The 23149-nt window shown below is 41.1% G+C and carries 23 protein-coding genes and 1 tRNA gene; 8 read left to right on the forward strand and 16 right to left on the reverse strand.

Annotated elements, in window-relative coordinates; all coding sequences use genetic code 11:
- Window positions 1-302 precede the first annotated feature (302 nt).
- From C2747_RS10645 to C2747_RS10330, 5 genes are all read right to left on the reverse strand, one after another.
- Window positions 303-476: a C1orf53 family protein gene (locus C2747_RS10645; protein ID WP_215331703.1), complete on the reverse strand. Its 174-nt coding sequence runs from the start codon at window positions 474-476 to the stop codon at window positions 303-305.
- A 225-nt stretch (window positions 477-701) separates the two neighbouring features.
- Window positions 702-1139 carry a CBS domain-containing protein gene (locus tag C2747_RS10315; RefSeq protein ID WP_215331704.1) on the reverse strand — a complete coding sequence of 146 codons (438 nt, stop codon included), beginning with the start codon at window positions 1137-1139 and terminating at the stop codon, window positions 702-704.
- A 306-nt stretch (window positions 1140-1445) separates the two neighbouring features.
- Window positions 1446-1589, reverse strand: coding sequence for an MAPEG family protein (locus C2747_RS10650; protein ID WP_215331705.1), 144 nt, complete (start codon window positions 1587-1589; stop codon window positions 1446-1448).
- 200 nt (window positions 1590-1789) lie between these two features.
- Window positions 1790-2893 (reverse strand): patatin-like phospholipase family protein, encoded by a 1104-nt coding sequence (locus C2747_RS10325; RefSeq protein ID WP_215333172.1) that lies wholly within the window; start codon window positions 2891-2893, stop codon window positions 1790-1792.
- Between the two features lie 125 nt (window positions 2894-3018).
- A complete protein-coding gene (locus C2747_RS10330; RefSeq protein WP_215331706.1) occupies window positions 3019-3585 on the reverse strand; it encodes an SRPBCC family protein in 567 nt (188 codons plus the stop codon).
- A 190-nt stretch (window positions 3586-3775) separates the two neighbouring features.
- Between C2747_RS10330 and C2747_RS10335 the strand changes: the two genes are divergently transcribed.
- From C2747_RS10335 to C2747_RS10345, 3 genes are all read left to right on the forward strand, one after another.
- A protein-coding gene (locus C2747_RS10335) for an IS3 family transposase (protein WP_215331707.1) occupies window positions 3776-4899 on the forward strand; the annotation gives its coding sequence in 2 pieces (ribosomal slippage) (window positions 3776-4037 and window positions 4037-4899; 1125 coding nt in all).
- A gap of 502 nt (window positions 4900-5401) precedes the next feature.
- On the forward strand, window positions 5402-6766 hold the full coding sequence (locus C2747_RS10340) for a carbohydrate porin (protein ID WP_251374763.1): 1365 nt from the start codon (window positions 5402-5404) through the stop codon (window positions 6764-6766).
- 83 nt (window positions 6767-6849) lie between these two features.
- The gene (locus C2747_RS10345; protein WP_215331708.1) at window positions 6850-7545 is read left to right on the forward strand and encodes a hypothetical protein; all 696 of its coding nucleotides are present in this window, start codon (window positions 6850-6852) and stop codon (window positions 7543-7545) included.
- 256 nt (window positions 7546-7801) lie between these two features.
- On the opposite strand, the gene C2747_RS10350 is transcribed toward C2747_RS10345, so the two are convergent.
- The 3 genes from C2747_RS10350 to C2747_RS10360 all read right to left on the reverse strand — a co-directional run bounded on the left by C2747_RS10350 (window position 7802) and on the right by C2747_RS10360 (window position 11204).
- Window positions 7802-8203 (reverse strand): CVNH domain-containing protein, encoded by a 402-nt coding sequence (locus tag C2747_RS10350; protein WP_215331709.1) that lies wholly within the window; start codon window positions 8201-8203, stop codon window positions 7802-7804.
- A gap of 119 nt (window positions 8204-8322) precedes the next feature.
- On the reverse strand, window positions 8323-9564 hold the full coding sequence (locus tag C2747_RS10355; RefSeq protein WP_215331710.1) for a hypothetical protein: 1242 nt from the start codon (window positions 9562-9564) through the stop codon (window positions 8323-8325).
- 626 nt (window positions 9565-10190) lie between these two features.
- Window positions 10191-11204, reverse strand: coding sequence for an HD domain-containing phosphohydrolase (locus tag C2747_RS10360; RefSeq protein WP_215331711.1), 1014 nt, complete (start codon window positions 11202-11204; stop codon window positions 10191-10193).
- A gap of 289 nt (window positions 11205-11493) precedes the next feature.
- On the opposite strand from C2747_RS10360, the gene C2747_RS10365 reads away from it, so the two are divergent.
- Window positions 11494-12180 (forward strand): GGDEF domain-containing protein, encoded by a 687-nt coding sequence (locus C2747_RS10365; protein ID WP_215331712.1) that lies wholly within the window; start codon window positions 11494-11496, stop codon window positions 12178-12180.
- A 12-nt stretch (window positions 12181-12192) separates the two neighbouring features.
- Here the strand turns inward: C2747_RS10365 and C2747_RS10370 are convergent, their stop codons facing one another.
- The 3 genes from C2747_RS10370 to C2747_RS10380 form a co-directional block, all read right to left on the reverse strand.
- Window positions 12193-13137: a hypothetical protein gene (locus C2747_RS10370; protein ID WP_215331713.1), complete on the reverse strand. Its 945-nt coding sequence runs from the start codon at window positions 13135-13137 to the stop codon at window positions 12193-12195.
- Window positions 13134-14378: a glycosyltransferase family 2 protein gene (locus C2747_RS10375; RefSeq protein WP_215331714.1), complete on the reverse strand. Its 1245-nt coding sequence runs from the start codon at window positions 14376-14378 to the stop codon at window positions 13134-13136. The genes C2747_RS10370 and C2747_RS10375 overlap by 4 nt, the downstream gene beginning before the upstream one ends.
- Before the next feature lie 330 nt (window positions 14379-14708).
- A tRNA-Phe gene (locus C2747_RS10380) sits at window positions 14709-14784 on the reverse strand.
- Between the two features lie 267 nt (window positions 14785-15051).
- Between C2747_RS10380 and C2747_RS10385 the strand changes: the two genes are divergently transcribed.
- Entirely contained in the window at window positions 15052-16305 is a 1254-nt protein-coding gene (locus C2747_RS10385) for a tyrosine-type recombinase/integrase (RefSeq protein ID WP_215331715.1), read from the forward strand.
- Between the two features lie 30 nt (window positions 16306-16335).
- On the opposite strand, the gene C2747_RS10390 is transcribed toward C2747_RS10385, so the two are convergent.
- The 3 genes from C2747_RS10390 to C2747_RS10400 are packed head-to-tail and all read right to left on the reverse strand — an operon-like array spanning window position 16336 to window position 19242.
- Window positions 16336-17364, reverse strand: coding sequence for an HpaII family restriction endonuclease (locus C2747_RS10390; RefSeq protein ID WP_215331716.1), 1029 nt, complete (start codon window positions 17362-17364; stop codon window positions 16336-16338).
- Window positions 17365-17411: 47 nt separating this feature from the next.
- A complete protein-coding gene (locus tag C2747_RS10395; RefSeq protein ID WP_215331717.1) occupies window positions 17412-18344 on the reverse strand; it encodes a DNA cytosine methyltransferase in 933 nt (310 codons plus the stop codon).
- Between the two features lie 58 nt (window positions 18345-18402).
- Window positions 18403-19242 (reverse strand): hypothetical protein, encoded by an 840-nt coding sequence (locus C2747_RS10400; RefSeq protein WP_215331718.1) that lies wholly within the window; start codon window positions 19240-19242, stop codon window positions 18403-18405.
- A 232-nt stretch (window positions 19243-19474) separates the two neighbouring features.
- On the opposite strand from C2747_RS10400, the gene C2747_RS10405 reads away from it, so the two are divergent.
- Both C2747_RS10405 and C2747_RS10410 read left to right on the forward strand, forming a co-directional pair.
- Window positions 19475-20287: a hypothetical protein gene (locus C2747_RS10405; RefSeq protein WP_215331719.1), complete on the forward strand. Its 813-nt coding sequence runs from the start codon at window positions 19475-19477 to the stop codon at window positions 20285-20287.
- A 69-nt stretch (window positions 20288-20356) separates the two neighbouring features.
- Window positions 20357-21013: an AAA family ATPase gene (locus C2747_RS10410; protein ID WP_215331720.1), complete on the forward strand. Its 657-nt coding sequence runs from the start codon at window positions 20357-20359 to the stop codon at window positions 21011-21013.
- 63 nt (window positions 21014-21076) lie between these two features.
- Here C2747_RS10410 and C2747_RS10415 read toward each other — a convergent pair whose 3' ends face one another.
- Window positions 21077-21643, reverse strand: a complete 567-nt coding sequence (locus tag C2747_RS10415) for a tyrosine-type recombinase/integrase (RefSeq protein WP_215331721.1) — start codon at window positions 21641-21643, stop codon at window positions 21077-21079.
- Between the two features lie 304 nt (window positions 21644-21947).
- On the opposite strand from C2747_RS10415, the gene C2747_RS10420 reads away from it, so the two are divergent.
- On the forward strand, window positions 21948-22436 hold the full coding sequence (locus C2747_RS10420) for a hypothetical protein (protein WP_215331722.1): 489 nt from the start codon (window positions 21948-21950) through the stop codon (window positions 22434-22436).
- Window positions 22437-22542: 106 nt separating this feature from the next.
- Here the strand turns inward: C2747_RS10420 and C2747_RS10425 are convergent, their stop codons facing one another.
- Window positions 22543-22857: a hypothetical protein gene (locus C2747_RS10425; protein ID WP_215331723.1), complete on the reverse strand. Its 315-nt coding sequence runs from the start codon at window positions 22855-22857 to the stop codon at window positions 22543-22545.
- Window positions 22858-23149: the final 292 nt, after the last annotated feature.

Raw genomic sequence — 23149 nt, forward strand, 5'->3', positions numbered from 1 at the left:
GATTTATTAGATCCAATATAGAAGTTTTGGATAATTTACGTCTGAGAGGTAATTTATAGCCCTACTTTAGTTATGGTATTAGGACTGACGTTTTCACAATTATGCAAGCAAGAAATAAAGTTTTGACAAAATGGCTATCAACAACATTGAAGGGTATTAAGGGTAACTACTTAATGTATTAGTAAAAATCTTGGGTAGTGTCGGCCCGATTGTTTTTGTTTGCTCAGCTATTAATAAATTATTTGTTGTTTTAAACGACATTTCAAGAACTACTCCTAGATGAGTGTCGATTAAATCGACGCTCATTTGGGAACATTGATGTATTTAAAAGGACAATGCCTACATACATTTCCACAACAAGTGCCCCGTTTTAAGTGCGCTTGACTGGTGAGCACTTGATAGCCTGTAGCAGGATCAACATAGGTATCCTCACCCCTCTCGCAGGCTTGTTGATGAAGCTCCTCTATGCTCGGCATAACCAGTATTTTATATATGACCAGTGCAAGGATGACAAATCCCCTCGTTAATAACTGTCCTTATAAAGGACGCCTCTAGTCAAGAGGGAAGTTGGAGGGCCTAGAGAAATGGTGCCTAACCGAGGCCAATACTAGAGATTCAATGGGCCACTTTTCGTGTTGTGAGAATTCTTGGTGGCCAGAGGCGGAATAAACCAAGGCTCGAGGATTTCTCCCTTCTGAATACTAAACACCATGGCCATTGATATAAGTTTCTAAGAACTTGATTTGACTGCCTTGAAGTTCAATGATGCTTTTGACTAGATCTCCAACAGAAATAACTCCAATTACTTTATTTTTTTCCACCACAGGAAGATGTCTAATATGCTTGTGAACCATTATTGCCATACATTCTTCTAGTGAGTTAGATGGCATCACAGTTAGCGGGTTTGCGGTCATTATTTTTGAAACGGCCATTTGTTTTGGATTGTTGTGCGGCAACAATACCTTTATAGCGCAATCGCCCTGTGAAACAATCCCCACTAAAGCTCCATCATCTACGACCAAAATAGCTCTCACTCGATGATCGCGCATCAGCGTCAAGACATTTTCTACAGTGTCAGATGATCGTACAGAAAAAATGGTATTCGCTTTTTGCTCAATAACTTGCTTTACTGTTGTCATAAAAATTTACCCATTAAATTGAAATTTAAACGTAGTCGCTGATACTTAATCATTTTTTACTTAAGTGAAATAATTATATTCTCAGACGTCATCCTATCCAAGACAGGACCGTTGAATTTCTTCGCTGCACAGAGCCGAATTTACTAGAGCCTAGAATAGCTGATCCTAAGTAATGCACTTATACAAAACCTATCCCAGATTTAAAAAAACTAATGTTATTAGCGTATAGAAAGTAAATTTCATTCCAAGAACCCGCTTACTGAAATCAGGAGACGGGATATTCAAGCCCGAGATGGTTACCAACCACTAAGGCGCTCCATTTGGCTCAAGACACGTAATTAAGATAATTCCAAAAGGAACATATTCAGCAAAGTTACCCTGAGCTCGAATAGCTCTTTCTAGATCATCATTGCCACCGCTTCCTATGCCGAACTTATTCTTTCGTCTCAATCCAATGACGGCAAAAGAGGCTTTATAAAGATGATGGTTAAGGCGGCAGCAATAATAGAGGCGATCAACAGTATTTACAGCTTCCGAGAAGTTTTTAGATATTAATCGGGTATAAAAACAGCCGCCAAAAGGCGACTGTTTGGTTTCTTGGTTGCCCGGGGCGAAATCGACTAGGGCTGAGGATGGTTAATCCTATCCATTTAAGACCAAAACGCTTTCATCATTGCCGTATCTGTAATACCTCTATCATGACCGAACTTAAAATATGGCGCAATCCACTTAGGATCAATCAGGTTTTCTACTTTACTAATACCGGGAGGGAGTCCAACAACAATGTGTTTTGTTTTCGTTCCGCCAGCCTCTAAATCTTTGATTTCCTGATTAAGGGTATTAGGTAGAGAAGAAATTCGTAAACCTTGTTTTTGCTCATTAATAGAGCCATCTCCAAGCGAGATAACAACAGCACGTTTCACACCAGCAATTACATCGCTATGAGTGCTACTTTGATAAATGCCACCATCCATACATAAACGCTCCTTCAAAAATGTTGGCCCCAACTGACCGGGCACCGAAGAGCTCGCGGCGCAAGCAACATCTATGGGGAGATTGTTTTGCCGAGAAACTACTAAGCGCTCTCCCGTAAAGCAATCAATTGCCGTAGTAAATACACCATCAGAAGGCCAGGTAGTAGTGGTTAACAACCTTTTGGCAACCTTGTAATAATTAGCCGCTCCATCAGGATTCAAAGAAGCCATAGCCGCCTTCCCAATACGTTGAATCGTGGCAGGAGCCGCATCGTGAGAAGTGAGTTGCGCATGTTGCGCCCTCAATTGAGAGACATTGAATTGAACTGCCGGCATCATCTGCGCCAGAATTTTTGGAAATTCCGCAAATAAATCAATCTCGCTCTCAAGTCGCCATAAGTGTCCTGCTTTGAGCATCGCGGCACAAAAAGAACCGGCCGATGTGCCGACCATCACATCGGCAATGCTCAGATCAACGCCATTCTTTTTAAGTGAGGTAAGGTACCCAGCATACCAAGCAATCAATGGGAAGCCGCCGCCGCCTAGAGCTAAACCTCGCTCCTTGCCCTGAGCAAATGGGTTCTTAAATGGGATAGGATGAACCAAGCCATCATTCCAGCCTGCTGTTGACTGAATATCATCCTTGGCAACCAAGGCCTCTACTTCGGCAATAGTCTTTTTAGATGGACTTGGGCTTTGAGCAAAAGTTTGCGCACTAGAAGCAAGAGCAACACCAACAGCAGAGGTTTTTAAGAAATTACGGCGGGAAGATTGAGTCATACTAGCTCCATTGATAGATAACTAATTTATAGCAGATCCCCAAACATCAAAACCACTCGGAGGTGATTTTGGTATTTCTTAATGGTCCACGGCGAAATCGACCAGGAGCCTTGGATTGGTTTACGTTATTTACAGGCTATTGCCATAGATGCTCTACTTTCTCTGGCCTTTTGAGCCATGAATTCAAAACGCTCCCTAAGGTTGTTTTTCATAAAGTACTCAATGATGCTCGAGGGAATAAGGGTATGAGGCTCAACTAAAGCCTCATACCTAAAGATAGTTGAATCTTTGTCTGGGAGAAGTTTCCAGCTACCTTTGTAGTACTTGGTATCGCCGCTAATTTGCTCAAAAGCCACCAAACGATTTGGTACCTCGGTGTATTCAATAGTAGATTTGAGCTCAATTAGAAAAAATAGAATTTGTTCTTCGATGACTCTATACACCCTCACCTTATTACCAAACCTAGAGATCACTTTTGATTCCAGTATTCCGGGTATATTTTTTGCGCCCTCATAAGCAGTAATGAAAGCAAAAGCGCTACAGATATTTATTGGCACAGTGTAGGAAGCATCTATCTGAATGCGGCCATCAATTGCCCTAGTGCTCACGTGAACATCATAGGGATTTGAGTTTTCTTGTGCGTAGACCTGGGAAAGGAGCAAAACTAGGGCTACAGGAAAAATCCATTTCATTTATGAATTTTAAAAGTATATTGAATTTGTCGTTTTAAACGACATTACCAGCACAAGGATGAATAATTGAAGTGTCCTTTTAAAGGACGGTCCATGATGGGGATATCTGAGACTAATGACCTCCTCCCAATAAATTGGACACCCTAAATTAGAAAAAATCGGCGATATTATCCCTAAGGAGGGGTGCGCCATGAAGAGGTCAAAGTTCACAGAAGAGCAGATTAGTTTTGCATTGCATCAAGTCGATACCGGTACTTCGGTTGATGAGGTCTGTCGTAAGATCGGTATCGGCCAAGCTACTTTCTACAACTGGAAGAAAAAATATAGTGGCCTGGGTATTTCTGAGCTCAGACGCTTAAAGCAACTCGAAGAAGAGAACCGCAAGCTCAAGCAGTTGGTGGCTGATCTGAGTCTGGATAAAGCCATGCTGCAGGATGTTCTGCGAAAAAAGCTTTAAGGCCGGCGCAGCGTAAGCTGCTGGTCGGCCATCTCATTAAGCAATACCGAGTGAGTGTGCAGCGCGCTTGCGCAGTATGCCAGCAAGCACGCTCAACCTGGTATCACAAACCCAAAGGCAAGCCATTCGATGTTCCTCTGAAGGCAAGGTTGCAAGAGATTGCCCGAACCCGTATTCGATATGGATTTAGGCGGATGTACATTCTAATTCGTAGGGATGGTTGGGTGGTCAATCACAAGCGGCTGTATCGCCTATATCGTGAAGAAGGCTTGAACCTTCGGTGCAAGCGGCCTAGGCGTCGCAAGGCAGCAGCCAGTCGTATGGAGAGGCCCATTCTGACAGGTCCTAATCAAGCATGGAGTATGGACTTCGTATCGGACGCCTTATTTAACGGCAATAAGTTTCGAGCCTTAACTTTGATAGATAACCACACCCGTGAGTGCTTGGCGATCTATCCCGCGCAAAATATTCGAGGTGATGATGTCGCATATTTACTAGGGCATATTGTTTTGCAAAGAGGTAAACCTTTGTGGATTCAAGCAGACAATGGGCCGGAATTTATTTCCATTGCACTCGATCGCTGGGCTTATGACAACCAAGTCATCTTAGATTTTTCAAGGCCAGGAAAACCCACTGACAATGCCTTTATTGAATCCTTCAACGGTAGCTTACGAGACGAATGCCTGAACGTTCATTGGTTTATGTCGCTGGAAGACGCACAGGAAAAGCTTGAAAACTGGAGACAGGATTACAATTGTTTTAGACCGCATTCATCACTAGGGGATCTCCCGCCAGCGATGTTTGCAAAGTCCTTTTGTAGTTCAACCACATCGCCTGATTTTCTAGCTCAGAGCTGACCGATTTGAGGGTGGAGGTCACTAAGGGGTCCAACCCAAAAGAAAATAGCCCAACAAGTGGGCTATAGGTGTACGACCCGTGGTTCTTGGTGGCCCGGGGCGGAATCGAACCACCGACACAAGGATTTTCAAATATCCTCCGATAGACCGCTTTCGCTTTAATTTCAAAGGCTTGAGTGACCAGTCTCGACTTGTCTAAAAATTGTGCGTCCTTGTGCCGGTCAAATTTGGCAATGAAATCAGAATCTTGCGAGGGACTATTTTTCCGTGTGTACAGATTGTGTCGCCATACCCTACCAGTCAATCACCATAGTGTCTATGAATGTCGTTTTAAACGACATAGAATCCCAATCTCTCCAATTGAGATTCATTCTCAATTATATGCTAAGATGAGAACAATTCTCATTAAGCATATTTGGCATTTAAGATGTTTTTCTCATTTAGCACCAACCACACAGCCTTTTTCAGCCTAGTTAGCTCCCTTTGCTTGGTTGGGCTATCTTTGCCTGTCTATGCCGAGTCCCCCGTAAGCGATACCCCAATCGTTTTAGCTGAGTCACCCGTCAGTAGCGCTCCCACCATCGACAGTCCAGTCGCTCTCGAAAGTGCATCAGAGCAATGGAGTGTTCATGGGCAAGCAACCTACATCAATCAATTTAAAAATAACTTTAATTCTCCCTATTACGGATCTAAGAGTCTTTTAAATAAATCTGATGGCGATATCTCTAAAAGCTATACCTTCTCAGCCACAGCATTTTTAGGAACGAGGCTATGGGAGGGTGCTGAAGCCTATATCAACCCTGAGATGTTTGAAGGCATTCCCTTTTCCGGTCTCAGCGGATTGGGTGGTTTTAGTAATGGTGAGCTACAAAAAGGAACGGCAATTCCACCAATCTATTACATGGCAAGAATGTTTTTACGCCAGACCTTTGGCTTTGGTGGCGGACAAGAGCATATCGAAGGTGTTGCTAATCAGTTAGCAGGTAATGTAGATAAACGTCGCCTTGTAGTGACATACGGAACATTCTCGGCATTAGATTTCTTTGATGCCAATGCCTATAGCCATGATCCTCGCACACAGTTTTTAAACTGGTCGCTCATGGCCAGCGGTGCTTATGACTATGCCGCCAACTCTCGTGGCTACACCTATGGCTTTGTAGGCGAGTATTACCATGATGAAGAATGGGTGATGCGCCTAGCTCGATTGGCTATGCCCAAGTCACCAAATTCATTAGCCCTAGACTATGACCTCACACAGCAGTACGGCAATACAGCCGAGATAACTCACCTTCATACGATTAATGGACAAGCTGGTAAGGCTCGAGTTCTAGTCTTTCAAAATCGCGGAATCATGTCTACCTATAACAATGCGATGAATTTTGGCCAACAGAGCAATACCACTCCAGACATCTTAAGCACACGATATGGGTATCAAACTAAATGGGGCTACGCATTAAATGGCGAGCAAGCAATTACAGAAAATATTGGCGCCTTTGGAAGGTGGAGTTGGAATAATGGCCAAACTGAAACGCAAGCATTTACAGATATCAGCAATTCATTATCTGGCGGCCTATCCATTAAAGGTGCTGGTTGGGGAAGACCACAAGACACTATTGGAATTGGTGCGGCACTCAATGGAATCTCATCACAACAAATTAGCTACCTACAAAAAGGTGGTGTAACGATGTTCATTGGCGATGGCAGACTCAACTATAAGAAAGAACAAATCTTTGAAACTTTCTACAGCTGGAATGTTTATAAGAGTCTGTCGCTATCTGCCGACTATCAGCGTATCGCAAATCCTGGATACAACACAGATCGTGGGCCAGTCAATTTCTATGGATTAAGAGCCCACATTGAAATGTAATCGCATTGATCCTTTATAGTGCCGACATGTCTCTTTTGCGATGTTCACTTAAGCCCCTCAAGTTAGCGCCTTATTTGCTTTGCTTGAGTAGCATTGTATTTGCGGCACCTTTTGAGATTAAGGTTCACGACGAACTCATTGCAGAATATCAAGAATCTGCTTTTGAAGTAGAAACAAACTTATTTCAAGCTCCGGCGTCCCAAGGCCTAAAGTCAAATGTCTTTCAAACTAGGCTTGAGTATAGCTATGGTATTACTGAAAAAAGTGAGATTGGTGCCAACATCTACTTGAGCAACTACAACGGCGTGAGCTATGTTAACGGTGGCAAGATAAGTCATATGTATATTCCAACTCATGATGAGGAGGGCTTATGGCACTACGGGGTGAAGAATGAGATTAATTACATCAAAGATGTAGGCGGCACAGAAACTACCTTTTATGAATTAACTCCTATCTTGGCACTTCAACTTCAAGACTGGAGATTTACCATCAACCCAAGCGTTGATGTGACATTAAATAAAAATAGCTCAGCTACATTTTCGCCGTCTGCTAAAGTGGCTTATGAGCTAACGCATGCCGTTGATGTTGGTATGGAGTACTACGGAGATAACCTGCCTAATAAAAGTTTATACAACATCTCTCAACAGCCCCATACTGCCTATCTGGTCATGGATGCCAAACATGGCAAGTCATCGTTTAACTTTGGTATTGGTAAAGGTGTCACGGCTAATAGTGACAATTGGGTGATTAAACTCATAGCCTCACTGAGCTTTAATTAGTGATATCGTTTTAAACGACATTACCAGCACAAGGATGAATAATTGAAGCGTCCTTTTAAAGGACGCTTCATGATGGGGATATCCCGCTCTAATGGCGTCTAACCCTGCCAAGACCCAAAAGAAAATAGCCCAACAAGTGGGCTATAGAGATTCTTGGTGGCCCGGGGCGGAATCGAACTAGGGCCGAGGATGCCTGATCCAAGCTCTTTTTAATTTCGTTGTACTCAAATCGAGCTTTTGGATTTACCTTGGAATGTTACTGAGCCCATTGCTCACAAAGTACAGTTGGGTTTCCATAGCCCCGCCCATTTTCCATTCCAGAATTCATGCAATAGTTAAATCTTTCTAAAGCACGCCCAGTTAAGCCTGTGTTGTATACGCCCGCTCCTGACGTTCCTACTGAAGGAGGCGGCCCCCCAGAGCAAACCAATTGACCGTTTTGTGCAGAGATATTCGTACATTGGGTGGCATTTGTAAGTCTTGCCGCTACCCATTGGCCTCGCCCATTCTGACAAGACGCTACCATAGTTGTCCCCTCCATAGCTGATGCTTGACATGAATTAGACCAATTGCCAGGAATCATTCGATATGGCTGAGCATTTGTCTGAAATGCAAGAAGTGTGAAGAAAGTAAAAACCGATACTCTAAGAAATAACATGGCAGTTCCTTTTAATTATTTAAATATCCGTTGGTGATAAGAACAAACTTAATCTCCCTCTCTTTGGAGGCTGTACTTCAGAGTGAAGTCATACTGTCTGGCAAAAAGCATGCTGGACATTAACGCAAGAGAATTCCTGGTGATACTGGGATACTGCCAGGGACTTTATTAAGGCTTAGTAATTGCGAAATAATCTTCAAGACCATTGGCGAATAGCCGTTATCGTTTGCTGGAATACTATGAACATCGTCATCAATATTTTTTACTCTTGCAAAATTTTTATTACTTGAGTCATTTTTTCTGACAATCAATAAGGCATATTGATTTTCTTGGCCGATTTTTCGAGCTTGAGTAGTTGCTGATGGAGGCAATGTAACAATGAAGGGGTTTTCTTGATTCTGGGCGGATACTACCTGTCCAAGATATTCGAAGACTGTATTGGGTGATCGAATGGTTAAGATTAGTTCAGATTTAGAGCTCTTATTTTTAGGGGCGTTTAGACTTGCTTTGCAAAAAATGTCAGAGCTAAATTCTTCTTTAACAAAGTTGGCAAATTTGTTCTCATCAACGCAAATCTTAAATTGAGGTTGCAGTTGCATTTGGCCGTACATTCCACCATAAGCACCGGATGATCCACCATACCCGCCATACCCACCTGGACTTTGATAAGACGATGGCATGTTAGGTTGTGAATAGTTTGCTGTTCTACCTAATGCAGGAGAACTATTTTTCTTTGGCCCCTCTTTGACCTGATCAACAGTCAAGCCGTAACTTAGCAACTTATAAAGCTCGGCTTGGAAGGCGGGATATTCTGGTAAAAGCGGATTGTTTATATACCGAGTAGATTTACCATCAGCTTGCTTAATTTCAATTGAAGCAACTACTAGACTAAACATTACCTCTCTTGGGATGTTATCGGAAATAAAAAACTTGGCAGTTCCAATAGGGATTTGAGATAAAAATCCTTGCAGAAAAGTGGCATTATCAAGTGAGGACTGGGAAAAGTTAAAACTATTACCAAAGGATGGTGCAAGAGTCGGGCTAAGTGAGCTTATGCCAAGAGGGCCGCCCGCAAGTCCTCCAATGAAACCATTCATTGATGGACCTAATCCTGTATTAAAACTTACATTTCCAGATCCATTGATGCTGGGAATATCTAGAAAACTTAAAGGGCGCTCATTGGATGCGCGGATGATATTAATCAGGATGCTATTTAATTGGTACTGCTCCAAAATGATAGCGTAGCGTGCCGACATCTCTGTAAAGTCTGGAGTGACGGGAGTAGTGCAACCCCCAATCAATATTGTTATTGAAATTGAGCTACAAATTGCTTTGATGCCATTAATGATGGTGGAATTCACTGACACCCCAAGAATTGAACTATGTTCGAAATCTAGGTCGGTAGGTTTGGCAAGATGCCAAGTCAGCTCAGAGGTCTGTTGGAATCATACTAACTGATTACAGTTGGTGATGGAGTATATAAAGGGTAAACACTTGAAATATTTGTCGTTTAAAACGACATCGCAAGCACCGGCCCTAGATGACAGTCGCTTAAATAGACGCAGGACCGACACAGGGATGACAAATCCCCAATAAATAAAGCGTCCTTTTAAAGGACAGTTCATGATGGGGGGATGTGAACGGCAACTGTAAACTATGTGGTCGGTACCGGACGTAAAGCATGTGTCCGGTACGGACCCGGTACGGACCGGTATTTCTTGGTGGCCCGGGGCGGAATCGAACCACCGACACAAGGATTTTCAAATATCCTCCGATAGACCGCTTTCGCTTTAATTTCAAGGGCTTGAGTGACCAGTCTCGACTTGTCTAAAAATTGTGCGTCCTTGTGCCGGTCAAATTTGGCAATGAAATCAGAATCTTGCGAGGGACTATTTTTCCGTGTGTACAGATTGTGTCGCCATACCCTACCAGTCAATCACCATAGTGTCTATGAATGTCGTTTAAAACGACATTTCAACTGGCGTTCTTAAATTAGCGGTGGGAATGTATACCCATCAACTTTAAATACTTTTAAGCAAGCGTTAACGACATCAGCATCAAATAGCTTGTCACTACCCATAGCGATTTCTTCTAATGCGGCATCTATACCTTTACCTTTTCTGTAAGGGCGATCAGATGACATTGCCTCTACTGTGTCTGCCACACCCAGAATACGAGCCTCCTCACAGACAATATCGCCTTTAATTGCGTTGGGGTAGCCACTGCCATCCAAACGCTCATGATGCTGAAGAACTGCTTGAGCAATATTCCAAGGAAAGTGAATATGTTTGAGCATGTCATAGCCAGCTTGAACATGATTCCTAAGCATGGCGACCTCAAAGTTGCTTAGGGCGATGGGCTTTGTGAGAATTTCTGCGGAAATAGAAATTTTGCCAATATCGTGAACTAAGGCGGCCATACGAACACCTTCAATGGTATGTATGGGCAAATTCATTTCCGTGGCAATTGCCACAGCCAAATTTGCCACGCGCTTTTGATGTCCGCCCGTATATGGATCGCGAGCAACAATGACATTGGCTAAAGTGTCAACCATTTCGTTCATAGAAATGTTGACTGAGTGCTGATACTCGAGCAACTCCTTTTCTAGCTTTTTTCTATCTGAGATGTCGCGAATATTACATTGAATAACGCGGTCGCCATTAACGCCATAGGCATTGCTGATAAACTCTACATTAATAATCTCTTCATCTTTTCGTTTTAATGGGAGATCTTCATAGCGTATGTAGCCCTTGTCTTTGAGCACGGTAAAGGCTGTTAAAGCCGCGGCTTTATCTACCATCGCGCCAATTTCCCACAACTCTTTACCGATGAGCTCATCTCTTGTAAAGCCCAGTAGGTTAGTAATGAATGGATTAGCGTCTTGAATGACTCCCGTTTGAAAATCAAGTATCAAGATACCATCTTGAGCGGTCTCAAATAATCGCCTATAGCGTAGCTCTGATTGTTTGGCTAACTGTTCTTTGTTTAAATCGTTTGTCATCAATATATTTGGTGAAATCAATAAATCCACCATCCTCTTGATTTCAGTGTATACCCATTAATTCTGATGGTTATAGACTTTTAGTCTATTTAAGAGCTTAATTGAATCAATCTATCTTTTAGATGCGAGGAATATTTTGTACATAGCAATTAGCCTTTACAGCTTGTCTTTACTTTGCCAGGTTGTCGCATCATTAATTAGTCTTTCGTTATTTCGATATTCAGCAAAAGTATATCGTTTTCCTTGGCTTTTACTCGCTATAGGCTTGGCAATGATGATTGGGCGAAGAATGAATCCCATTCTTCATATATTCGAAACCGATCATTATGATTTAATAGACGCCCTCTTATCTCTACCAATTTCTGGTTTTTTATTACTTGGAGTGCTTGGTCTTAGAAAATTACTCCTCAAGTCTGACGATAAACAACTGACACTTGAAACTCTTGCTCAATTTGACCCCCTCACCAACAGCTTAAGTCGCACTGAAATTCTTTATCGAGCCTCTGAAGAAATTGATCGATCACGCAGAAATAAACATTCCTTTGCGCTTTTAGAAATGGACATTGACCATTTTAAAAATGTAAACGATCTGCTTGGTCATCATGTTGGCGATGAAGTCTTAATTAATTTAGTAAGGCACTCCCAAGAAGCCCTTCGCTCTATCGATTCAGTTGGACGAATTGGTGGAGAAGAATTTCTAATTCTTTTGCCAGAAACAGAAGCCGAGGGAGCCGCTCAAATTGCCGAGCGTTTGCGTAAACATATTGCTAACGCGATAAATGATACGAGCGCCCCAATACCAGTAAAAATCACCATTAGTATTGGGGTGACGATTTTTGAGCCAAATGAAAACCATAGAATTGCGCGTGGAATAGTGCTCAATGAACTCATGAATAAAGCTGACTTAGCAATGTATCAAGCTAAAAATGAAGGGCGAAATCGTGTTGCCTTTTGGAGCGCCTCTACCCCCCCTTAAGAGGGCATGATATTAAAAAGGAATGATTAATTCTTCCATCACATAGCGATAAAAGTAATTGGGGCCTAAAAACCCAGCAGACTTTCCATAACCAGCACGAGTCTTAAAGTAATAGTCATTTGATGCTACCGGACTGGTTGCCGCGAACTCATAAAGTTGTGTAGTGGTACTTGGATCTTGATTGACTGTTTGCCGCCCAACACCTGCTGTGCCACTGAGCATCCAACCCGCCATTCTTTTTCTTGCCCCAAACGCAATCATCGTTTCGTTATAGGTTGATGGGTTGAAATAGTTATTAGCAACATTGGTATTGGTATCCCTAAATTGGCGATAACGCAGTTGCGCCGTTAGCCCGTAGTCTGGCACTAGGTCGTAAATGAGCTTTGCCCTCACTATTGGCCTTGTATTAGTGTCAGAGAAATACATATTGGCACCCATCAATATCGCAGTTAAACGCTCAAGAACTTGTTGCTCAATGCTCACTCCGCCAAGCGTGTAATAGATTCCATTGTTTAAGGAGTTTTGCGTCTCCACTCTATCTCGATTAACAATCACTTCAGCTTTTGTAGAGTCTGTTACGCGAAATCCATAATTACTATCAGTTGTAACTAATTGATGGCTATTCTCAGTGTTGTAACCAATATTGAGGTTATAGCCTAGAGCTGTTCGCGGATTAATTGCCTTTGTCATTAACGTATATTGCTCACCTGTTGAGCTCCAGCCGCCTTGCGTAAAGTAATTGTGCTGATAGGTAATGCCTGTATATTTTTCACCATGCTCGTACAAAGGTAGGTAGCCTGCCTTGTATTTGTATGTAGAAAACCCTTCGCTATCGGAGCTGAAATACACATTCGGCACTGAAATAGCCTGCTTTGTTTGCTCTGTCTCTTCTTCGGCATTCGCATGAGAACTAAACAGTATGGAGATCATTAGAAAAATCTGAACTATTCTTTTCATTTCGTTCCCCAAGATTTACGAAGATTTAACAGCTCAGAAAAATATCCATAAACACAAGCGGGCTGAAGCACTAAGCCATAGGCAAAAACATAGGATAAGAAGCCCAACATATTTGCCCGGACCGTTAAATGCTCAGCATTAAACATCGCCTTGCCCTTTAAATACATTTGCCAATTGAGTAAAAAAGCCATCGGCAATAGTGATAGCGTCATGGGGCCTGCTATCCAATAGATGCCAAAACAAGCCAGGATTAGTCCAGGGATAAATCCAAAAGTAAAAGCAATATCCATTAGTGGAAACAATGTATTCCACCAAATGTATAGTGTTGAAAATCTTGGCTTAACAAGAATCGTGGGGTTGTCCTTAAAAGCTTCTATCAATCCCCGTGACCAACGCCTTCTTTGGTGTATGAATTTACTTAAAGTATTGGGGCAATCCGTAAAAGCCAAAGCATCCTCAGCATGTCCCACTCTATAGCCTGCTGACAAAATTCTCCAAGTCAGTACGATATCTTCACCGACCATCTCTGGCCAACCGCCCAATTCCAAAACTGTTTTACGGTCATACAAAGAGAATGCGCCTTGGGCAACTAAAGTACCTTGGAATAAAGACTGAATTCGCTTGATAGTCGCAATACCTAAAAAGTAATCCCACTCCTGCGCCTTGGTAACCCAGTTTTCTCTTGAATTGCGAATGAGAATTTCTCCAGCAACTGCTTTGGTATTGATTGGATCGGAGAGGTATCGACCAACTAAGTGACGGACGCCATCTTTCAATATATAGCTATCAGCATCGATTGAAATAATAATATCCGTCGTACATTTTGCCAAACCATGATTGAGAGCGGACGCTTTGCCACCGTTACGCCCTAAATCAATGAGCTCTAAATTGGGATGAGCCAACTGTAATGCTTTAACAGAATCGACAGTCTTATCACTAGAGCCATCATTAATCACAATGATGCGAATATCTGCTGGGTAATCCTGTAGAAAAATTCCTGACAGAGATGAAGCTATTGATGCCCCCTCGTTATAGGCGGCGATTAATATAGTGACCGGAGGGTAATGCTGATCAAGTATCACTTTTGGGCGGCGATCTAGTAGAAGAGCCATGGCCACAAAAGCATTCATAAAGCCTGGAACAATAGCTACAAATGTAATGACGAAATAAGCGAGGAATGTTCCTATTTCATTGCTCAGGTCTGAATACCAGGGCTGGGAATGCCAAAAAGAAAATCCCATCCAACTTAAGGAAAATAGTAGTGAAACGATAAATTTTCCTTTTACTGAAAAATACAAAGGATTCCACCAAAATTTATAATTGTTCAGAATACTCCCTGATGGGATTGTTTTGTCGTTTTAAACGACATTGACTGACACAGGGATGTTTAATTGACATGTCCTTTAAAAGGACATTTGATGACCCTGATATCCCAGTCTAGAACCAGAGTGGCTGAATCCTGATTGACGGATTAAATCTATGGGATTTGACTAAACATGCTAGGCGCAAGGTCTAAGCACCATTAAGCACTAGAAATAAAAATAGCCCAACAAGTGGGCTATAGAGATTCTTGGTGGCCCGGGGCGGAATCGAACCACCGACACAAGGATTTTCAATCCTCTGCTCTACCGACTGAGCTACCAGGCCAAGACTGCTATTATACGCAAACTGTTCTTAAAGCTGTTAAAAAATCCTCTACTGTGCGTTTCCACCTTGTAGTTATCAGCCTTTCTGCTGTATGCACGCTATACAAAATAGTTTTCACTGTGTCCATTTTGTCCCACTGTAAAAACCCTGCGTTTACTTAAACCACACCCTACAAGCACACAAAACCTACCAAAATATTGCTGTTAGCAGTTGTAGCACACCAAAAATCAGGTTGTCCTTGTACTGTGCTGACACTACGCTATAAAAATGCGTCGTCCGTTTACACAGTTAGTTAAAGCACAAGGTACAAGTAGCAACAGCCTCACCACCTTACAAAATGACAACATTGTGTACTTGCGCGACGGAGAGGTAGTGCTGTACAAGCGTGAAAACAGTAGCGTATGGCAGATGCGCTACAGGCTATATGACAAGGAGTGGCGCAGGGTAAGCACAAAGCATCACAACATAGACTACGCAATACGAACAGCAGGCGACATATATGACGAGGCGAGATTTAGAGAGCGTTTAGGATTGTCGTTCACTCGTCGCAAGTTTGGTGCTATCGCTAAAGTTTGTTTACAAGATATAAGAACAGAAATAGACGCTGGCATAAAGCCAATGACTAACAGCGACTACACAAGAGCAATAAACAAATATCTTATTCCGTTTTTTGAAAACTACTATATAGAAAATATAGACGCAGAAGTAATGCGTCAATATGAAGTGTGGCGCAATGAACTAATGAAACGCATTCCGTTAGCGAGTACATTAGCAACTCACGCAAGCGCATACAGACGAGTGATAGACACAGCAATACAGCGTGGATGGTTGAGCGAAAACTTACCTACAGCACAAATGAGTAGGCGTGGAGAGAAAGGTAAGGCGCGACCAGGCTTCACGCGAGCAGAGATTGATTACTTGTTAGATTTTTTAGATAGCTACAGTAAAGGTGGGCACAGTGCTCGCGCAAAAGAAATGCGCTTGTTGAGTAGAGACTACATAGAGTTATTGATTGGTACAGGTATGCGCTGTGGCAAAGAGAGCCTACACATTAAATGGAAGCACATAGAGTGGTACATAGACAGCAACACAGCAAAACGGTACCTGCGTATATGGGTAAGCGGAAAAACAGGCGCACGCCACCTAATTGCTAAGCACAAAGTACAAGAAGCATTAGAGAGATTAATAAGTAGAGAGCCAATATTTAATGGCAAAACATTGGACATGGTGCTAGCAGAGAAGCATGATGTTTATTTGTTTAAGCTATCTGACGGCGATCGTCCAAAGAGCTTTCACACAACATTTAATTGGCTAATGAAAGCAAGTGGCTTACTTAAAGATGCGGCTACAGGACAGAACAGAACACAATACAGCCTGCGCCATACCTATGCCACCCTAGCACTTACTGATGGCGGCATGGATGTACATACACTAGCAAAGCAAATGGGAACAAGTGTTGGGATGCTTGAAAAACATTACAGCAAGCTAACGGCGACAATGGCGGCGGATAGATTGGCTTAAGCGTAAATTTTTTTTACGCTTGCCACTTAGCTAAAGTCTTATTAACAAGTTAAATTTGAAAAACTTATCATCAAAAACCTTTCCGAAGTCATGCCGTGTTGTGCTTGCCGTATCAAAGAAGCTATGCTCAAAAAGATAGTCATTAAGGTTGGTGTTGGATTGGGTATCGTCTAAATAAAAACTAGCTAATTTGCCATCAGCCTTAACTACGATCATTCCACCGTTCGCCGATAAGGATCCATTCCAAAGATCTCGTGGCACCATACCAAATGCTGTAGCTGTCAAAAATTTAGAAATGATCTTTTGGTAGTCACTTGTATTGGTGAAATTGAAAGGGTTTTTATTCGCCACAATCGCCAATAAATCTTTTATATATTTTTCCCTATTGCTGGCTCCATAGTATTCAACAAGTAAGCGACTAATAAGAATTTCTAAATTTTGATCCACCCTTTGTAAGTTTTGCTTGTATGTTTGATTAACAGAGCCGAGATGCTTCAGTGGCAATGACTTAACAAGTCTGCCTAAATTTTTAGGTGTCGGGTCGGCTATGCTAATTTTAGAGGGTGCTTCATATAAAAAATTAGTGGATTGTGAGGCGTTTAATAAAGAAGTTGCGCCACCTAAATTACTTTTGATGCTAAAGCCTTTTATGGCTTTGGTTTGACTGGCTGAGTCATAGATCTCTAGCTTAATATCACTTTTTTCAGAGCGAGTTGCTTTTATTTGAGGATTAAAAAAGTCATTCCACAGACTATCAAGCTGATTAAAGCTAAAGGTTGTTGATGTGGAAGTTTGGATCTGTTGGAAAAGGCTTGTAGCAATACCTTTTACATCACCAATTGGAATGCTGTTGTTTTGCCCATCATAGTTAGCAATAACAGAATCATTTTGAACAGCTAAGCTAACAAATTTATTGGGAGCATCTGTGGGTATAAGGATTGAATGAACTTTATATTGACTGGTATTTTGGTCGGCTAAAGATTTGTCGGACAAAATAAAATTGGCATTACCAATCAGAGCAAGAAGCGCATACGCCTCACTCCATTCACCACGATTCATTGTTAAGTTTTGTATCCTGCTCATAAAAGGCAGGATACATCAAACTATTAATTTTTAGAACTTTTAATATATTTGATAATTGATTTAGCAACTTCTTGTATCGCATCAACGGCAACACTATTACCAAGCTGTTTCATTGCCTGACCTTTGGCAACAGGAAATTGAAAATCATCAGGGAATCCCATCATCTTCTTCCCTTGTTCAACGCCCAACCTCTTTACTTGTCCATCCACTAAGTAAGCATCCCAATTTCTTCTATCATCTATGCCTGAGCCTTTTCCTCCAACCCGAAGAGTAAAGCCAATCTCCCGAGAACATTCACCACCCCAAACATCAGACATATTAAATTTCAATTCTTTTTTGTCAGGAAATTGAAATGGCTCTTTGTAATCATCTTCTTTGCGGAAACCAATAATAAAAATTCTCGGTCTATGCTGTGGTAGCCCGTAGTCAGAAGCTTTCACGACCTTGTAGTGAATGTCATACTCAAGTTCTACTTGTAGTATTTGCTTAATTACATCAAATGTTCTGCCAGTGTCGTGATTTTGTAGGTGCCTTACATTTTCCAAAAAAAATGCTTTGGGTCTCTTAGTTTTTAATATGTCTCTAATGTGAAAAAACATATTACCCCGTGACTCATGTTCTTCATTAAATCCCTTTTTATGTCCAGCCTGTGAGAAAGGCTGACAAGGAAATCCCGCACAAAGAATGTCATGATCAGGAATATCATCAGGATCAATATTTGTAATGTCGTCATTAAATAAGGGACTATCAAACATATCTTCGCTAAACAAGTTAGGCGAGATGGACTTAAAGTTTTCTTTATAAGTCTTGCGGGCGAAAGGATCTTTCTCAGACGCAAATACGCATTCACTCCCTTCATTATGAAATGCGATGTGGAAGCCGCCAATTCCTGCGAACAGATCAATAAACTTAAGTTTATTTTTGTTTGATTTGGATGGTTTGCGTGTTTTATTCATAGTGATTTATTTTTTAATTATATTGTCTTTTAGCGTAAATATTTTTTACGCTTATTTTTTACTTACTCTTCTTTGTTCCTGTTGGTCGCCCAGCTTTACGCTTATAAGGGGTTGTTATTGCTTCAGTAAAGTTCTTATCGGATGGGAATCTTCCTCTTGCCGCATTCTCAGCAACTAATGACGCACAGCGAATCAATCTGCTTGCGGCAATGCTAAGCAATTCTTTTCTATCTGCTAATTCAGCCTCTAATATGTCGCCCGCCTCTGACTCAATAAATGACTGTGCTGGGATAAGTCTTAGGTGATTGCCAATTTTCCAAAGTGGCACATCCTTCTTATATAAGCGTAATGCGGTTAATCCATTCTGTAATGTATCAATGCGCAATTTACTATTTGACAGTTGGTATAAGGGCGCTACTTGTTTTGGCAGATCTGCTGAAAATCCATAACCCTCTAATTGCTTGCGTAGTTGTTTAAGTGCTTGCGGAAGAGTTAGATTAAGAGGTAATTCAGCCACTACTGAATTAACTCCCGCCCATTCATTTATTAATTGCTTTTTAGTTGAATCTAAAACGCCTACAACATTGACTTTTGGTAATGGCGCACTTATCCCATATAACCGCATGCCTATCTCACCCCACCAGTCTGCTTCCCGCATTTTGTAGATTGGACCAAAGTCACTTACAACTTGCGCTACATCCTTAAAGTCTTTTGGTAATGGGTAGGGTGATTTTTGCTTAGCTAATTTACGCATTACAGCTTCATAGCTGGGACTTGCTTTTAGGTAGTCACAAACCAAGTCATATCGCAAATCAGGTTTAACTGAAATTCCAGTCTGTTCATAGCTTGCCTCCAATGACATAAGGCGTGGGAGAGGTTTTCGTCCTAAATTAGCCATTTAATATTAACAAGTATAGATAAATTATCTCATCATAATAATTCATGTTAATAAATCTTACAATAGATACATAGATTGAACAAAGCAACACAGTTCATCCCTCTTTAACAATTAGCAAATTTTTGTAGTAGCAGTAAGCAAGCGTCAATTTTTTTGACGCTTAGCAGTAGTCAGTGTGTAAGCAATTTAGCAAGCACGCTTTTAATCAACGCCATTTCTTAAGGAGATAAACATGGCTAAATCAGTAAGCAGTAAAACAGCATTGTCCGCACAATCAATCATTGAGAAAGCGGATGCTTTAGTAAAACAGCGTGAAAACTTTGAACAAAATGAATACGCACGCAGTAATCAGCGTTTGTATGAAATTTTGGCGCAAGTGTTAGAAATGTATGAACAAGCAAGTATTAGCAAAACAACTTTGTCTGAAACTGTTAAGCAAATGAAGGCTAAGTTAGAAGCAAGTAAAGTGCGTGTTCAGACTAATACGCTGGCATTAACACTATTTGTGCGCTATGTATTCCGCACTGATAGACAACGCAGTATGAACTACAGCAGAACTTTACAGGCGGCTTTACAGCAAGGCATTAATGCTAAGCAGTTAGCGCAGTTTGTAGAGGACTGTGGCGGTGTAGAGCAATGTAAGAAGCGTTTTACTAAATCAGAGAAGGTTGTGGCAAAGGAAACTGTTATTGCTAACAATCTAGCTTTAGTAGATGACACATTAGCTAGCTTAGCTGAAAACCCATTAGCAACATTTAAGGTTCCTAATAGTGTTGTAGCTACTACCTATGACAAAGAGTTTGTATTTGTAATTGGTAAGGCTGACAAGCAAGGCAACATTAAGGCGCTTGGTGCTGTGCCAGCATATTCAGCGGGCATGGCTAAGTGGGCTAAACAGCAATTAGCCTTGTTTATTAGTAATCAGCAGGCAATTACTAAGAAGCATGCTAATGCTAAGCGCAAGGACACAGCACTTGCTACCGCAAAGTCTGCCGCAAAAAGCAAAACGCCCACTGAAACAGTAGGCGAATTGTTAGCGGCTTAACTTACAAAAGTGTTTTGAAACTTGGGCTGGGTGTTGGCGCACTCAGCCCACAAACAAAGGATAACTGATATGAATAGTAATTTCAAGTATCGCCCTCAGACTATAGATGAGTTTGTTTTTGCTACACCTAAATTGGAGACACAAATCAAACGCTATACGCAGGGTAAGTCATTATTACCATTGGTGCTATATGGAGCATATGGGACTGGCAAGAGTTTATTGGCAGACTTAATTCCAAAGGCATTAGATGGCGCAGATGTAAAAGTTAATTACATCAACGCAGAAGAATTAAACAATGCTAATGATGTGCGTAAAAAGTTTTTTCGCTCTGTTCAATTTGATAAGTTCTTTACAACTAATGGACAAAAACACAACTACACCGTAGTAGAGGAGGTTAATTTTGATCCTAAAGCAAAGGGCGCATTACGAGTGTGCTTGGATGATATGGCTGAGCGAGAACTGTTTATCTTCACAACAAATGAAGTTGATAAGATAGATAAAGGCTTGCTTAGCAGAGCTGAAGTAGTTGAAGTATTGCCTGCGCCACCTGATCGTTTCTTCCCTCGCGCACAGCACATATTACGCAGTGAAGGAGTTGATTTAGAAGACAGTGTCTTGCGTGATGTGTTGGAAACAGTGTATGAGAACGATTATGATAATCGTGCCTACTATCGTGCTTTAGATGAAATTATTGAAGCATGGAATGACAACACACTACAGCAATAATCAAGCGTAGATTTTTTTGACGCTTAACTTTTAAGCCCGCTTATTAACTTAGGCGGGCTTTTTTTATACCAACTCAACAGCCTTACGCATCATATCGTCCGACGCAAAAATATAGATGGAAGTTGTCTGTATGTCCTTATGTCCCATTAAGTGCTGTAGTACCTTAATACCCACACCATTGCTTGCTAAGTTCGTTGCGAAAGTCCTGCGTCCGCTATGTGATGAGGCTTTAATACCTGCTTTGCGATAGAGCCAAAAGAACCATTGTGTCAGCGTGTTAGCAGAAAACCCATTTGACTTTTCTGTAGCAAACAAAGGCAGTGATGTGTCTTTAGGTGAGTAATGCTTTAAGTAAGTAGCTAATTCAGTTCGTAGCTTTTCATTTACAAACACCACCCTTCCTTTGTTGCCCTTCGTTTGACTGGCAGATAAGCGTATCTCGCTTTTAATCGTTCCATCTTCATTTCGCACATCGCATATTCTTAGTGCGGCAATCTCCCCAACTCGCATCCCACTCCAACAGCTTGTCAGTAGCATCGCCCTGTTTCTAATGCTGTATTTCTGTTTTGTGCTGATGTAGCGCAATACCATATCTATTTCTGATTGATTTAATGTTTTTGCTTGTGCCATTTTCTTGCTCCATAAAAGAATTTATTGTTATTAGTATGTTTTCTTATTAGCAAAATTCCTACCGAAAAATGGCAGAAAAAGATCTTCCATAAATCAATGACTTACGCAGTCAAAGTAGCTCGTTATAAGAATTTAGTAATTTTCTTATTACGCCGTAGTCAATAAGCCACACCTATAGCAAGCCCTATACGCTTTTATTTAAGCGTTCTGTAGCTTGGGTATTAACTTAGTCGGAATTTTGCTTTGTAGCGTTGATTTGATGTATTGCTGTGCTACGCTTATAAAACCAACGCTAAAGGACTATATGAGTGATATGTATTTGACAGAAGCTGACTTTAATTTTCAGAGTGATAACGCTGAATTAAGAGAGAAGGCTGAAAATATTGTCAATTTCACAAGCTCAGTCCTTTTAGATTTAAGCGACGAAGATATTGACGCTATCAAGCAGTTAGAGGACATATTTCTATCTTTACAAGATTCCTTATTTTCAAATTCAGACACAATATTAAAAAGTAAGCGTTTGGGTTTTACGGAAGAAGATAAAAAGAAGTTAGATGAACTACAAATAATTCTTTTAGATAAGTGGAAAGAATTTGGATTCACCGAAAGCTTCTTTCATCGGCTATATCAAGTTCAGCGCCAATTGAATGGTTCTGAATTAAACGCCAATCAGAGCGAACGCTTAGATTTGTTATTTCAAATACTTAATGAACAGAAAACCCTTGTAATTGCTTTCAATGTAATGCGTAGTAAGGATCGCCCTGTGATATTGGATGTAGAAGAATATATGTAGATATATGCCACGCAAAATTTCAGGTAGTAGCTGTAAATTTTTGTAGCGCAGTTTTTAAGGGGTGCGTAGATCTTAGCCACTGGTGATTTAATCTAACCACACCCTATTAAGCCGAATCTATTACATCTCCGTTGCCATCTTCTAATTGATAGACATGTTCTGTGGTGCCTTTGCGATCACTGAACCAATCATCATCTTCATAGTTTTCATATTCAATGTGATAAAGCATCTTATAAAGTTCAAACCAAACACTTGGGTCTGATGGTGCTTCGTCAGGATATTCCTCCAAATCTTCACCACTACTTTGTTCTACACGAGATTTAAGTGCTTCCCATTGATCTTGATCTTCTGTATCAAACTCTTCCCAAAATGATTGAATAACAGTTTGATATAGATCTTGTTTCGCTTTGAACTTAGGCATTGTAAATTCCTATTAAGTTGAGAAATCAAATAAGTTATTACATTGATAGGCGAAATACATTCGCCTGTGATTTCGCTTGCGCTCATCACCTTTTCTTCTCTAACTATACTAATAAAATATTAAGCTGAGTTAATGCTTAATGAACTTTTGATAGATTCAACCTACACTGAGCCTTAAGCAACAGGCTCAGTTATAGAAAAGTTCTTTTGATGAGTTCTTTACTACACCACTATAAGCACAACCAATTGGTAAGGGCGGTTTCGCTATCTCCTTTTATGTGCGGCTTAAAACG

It is taken from the genome of Polynucleobacter corsicus (genome assembly GCF_018688255.1).
GTDB classification, from domain to species: Bacteria; Pseudomonadota; Gammaproteobacteria; order Burkholderiales; family Burkholderiaceae; genus Polynucleobacter; species Polynucleobacter corsicus.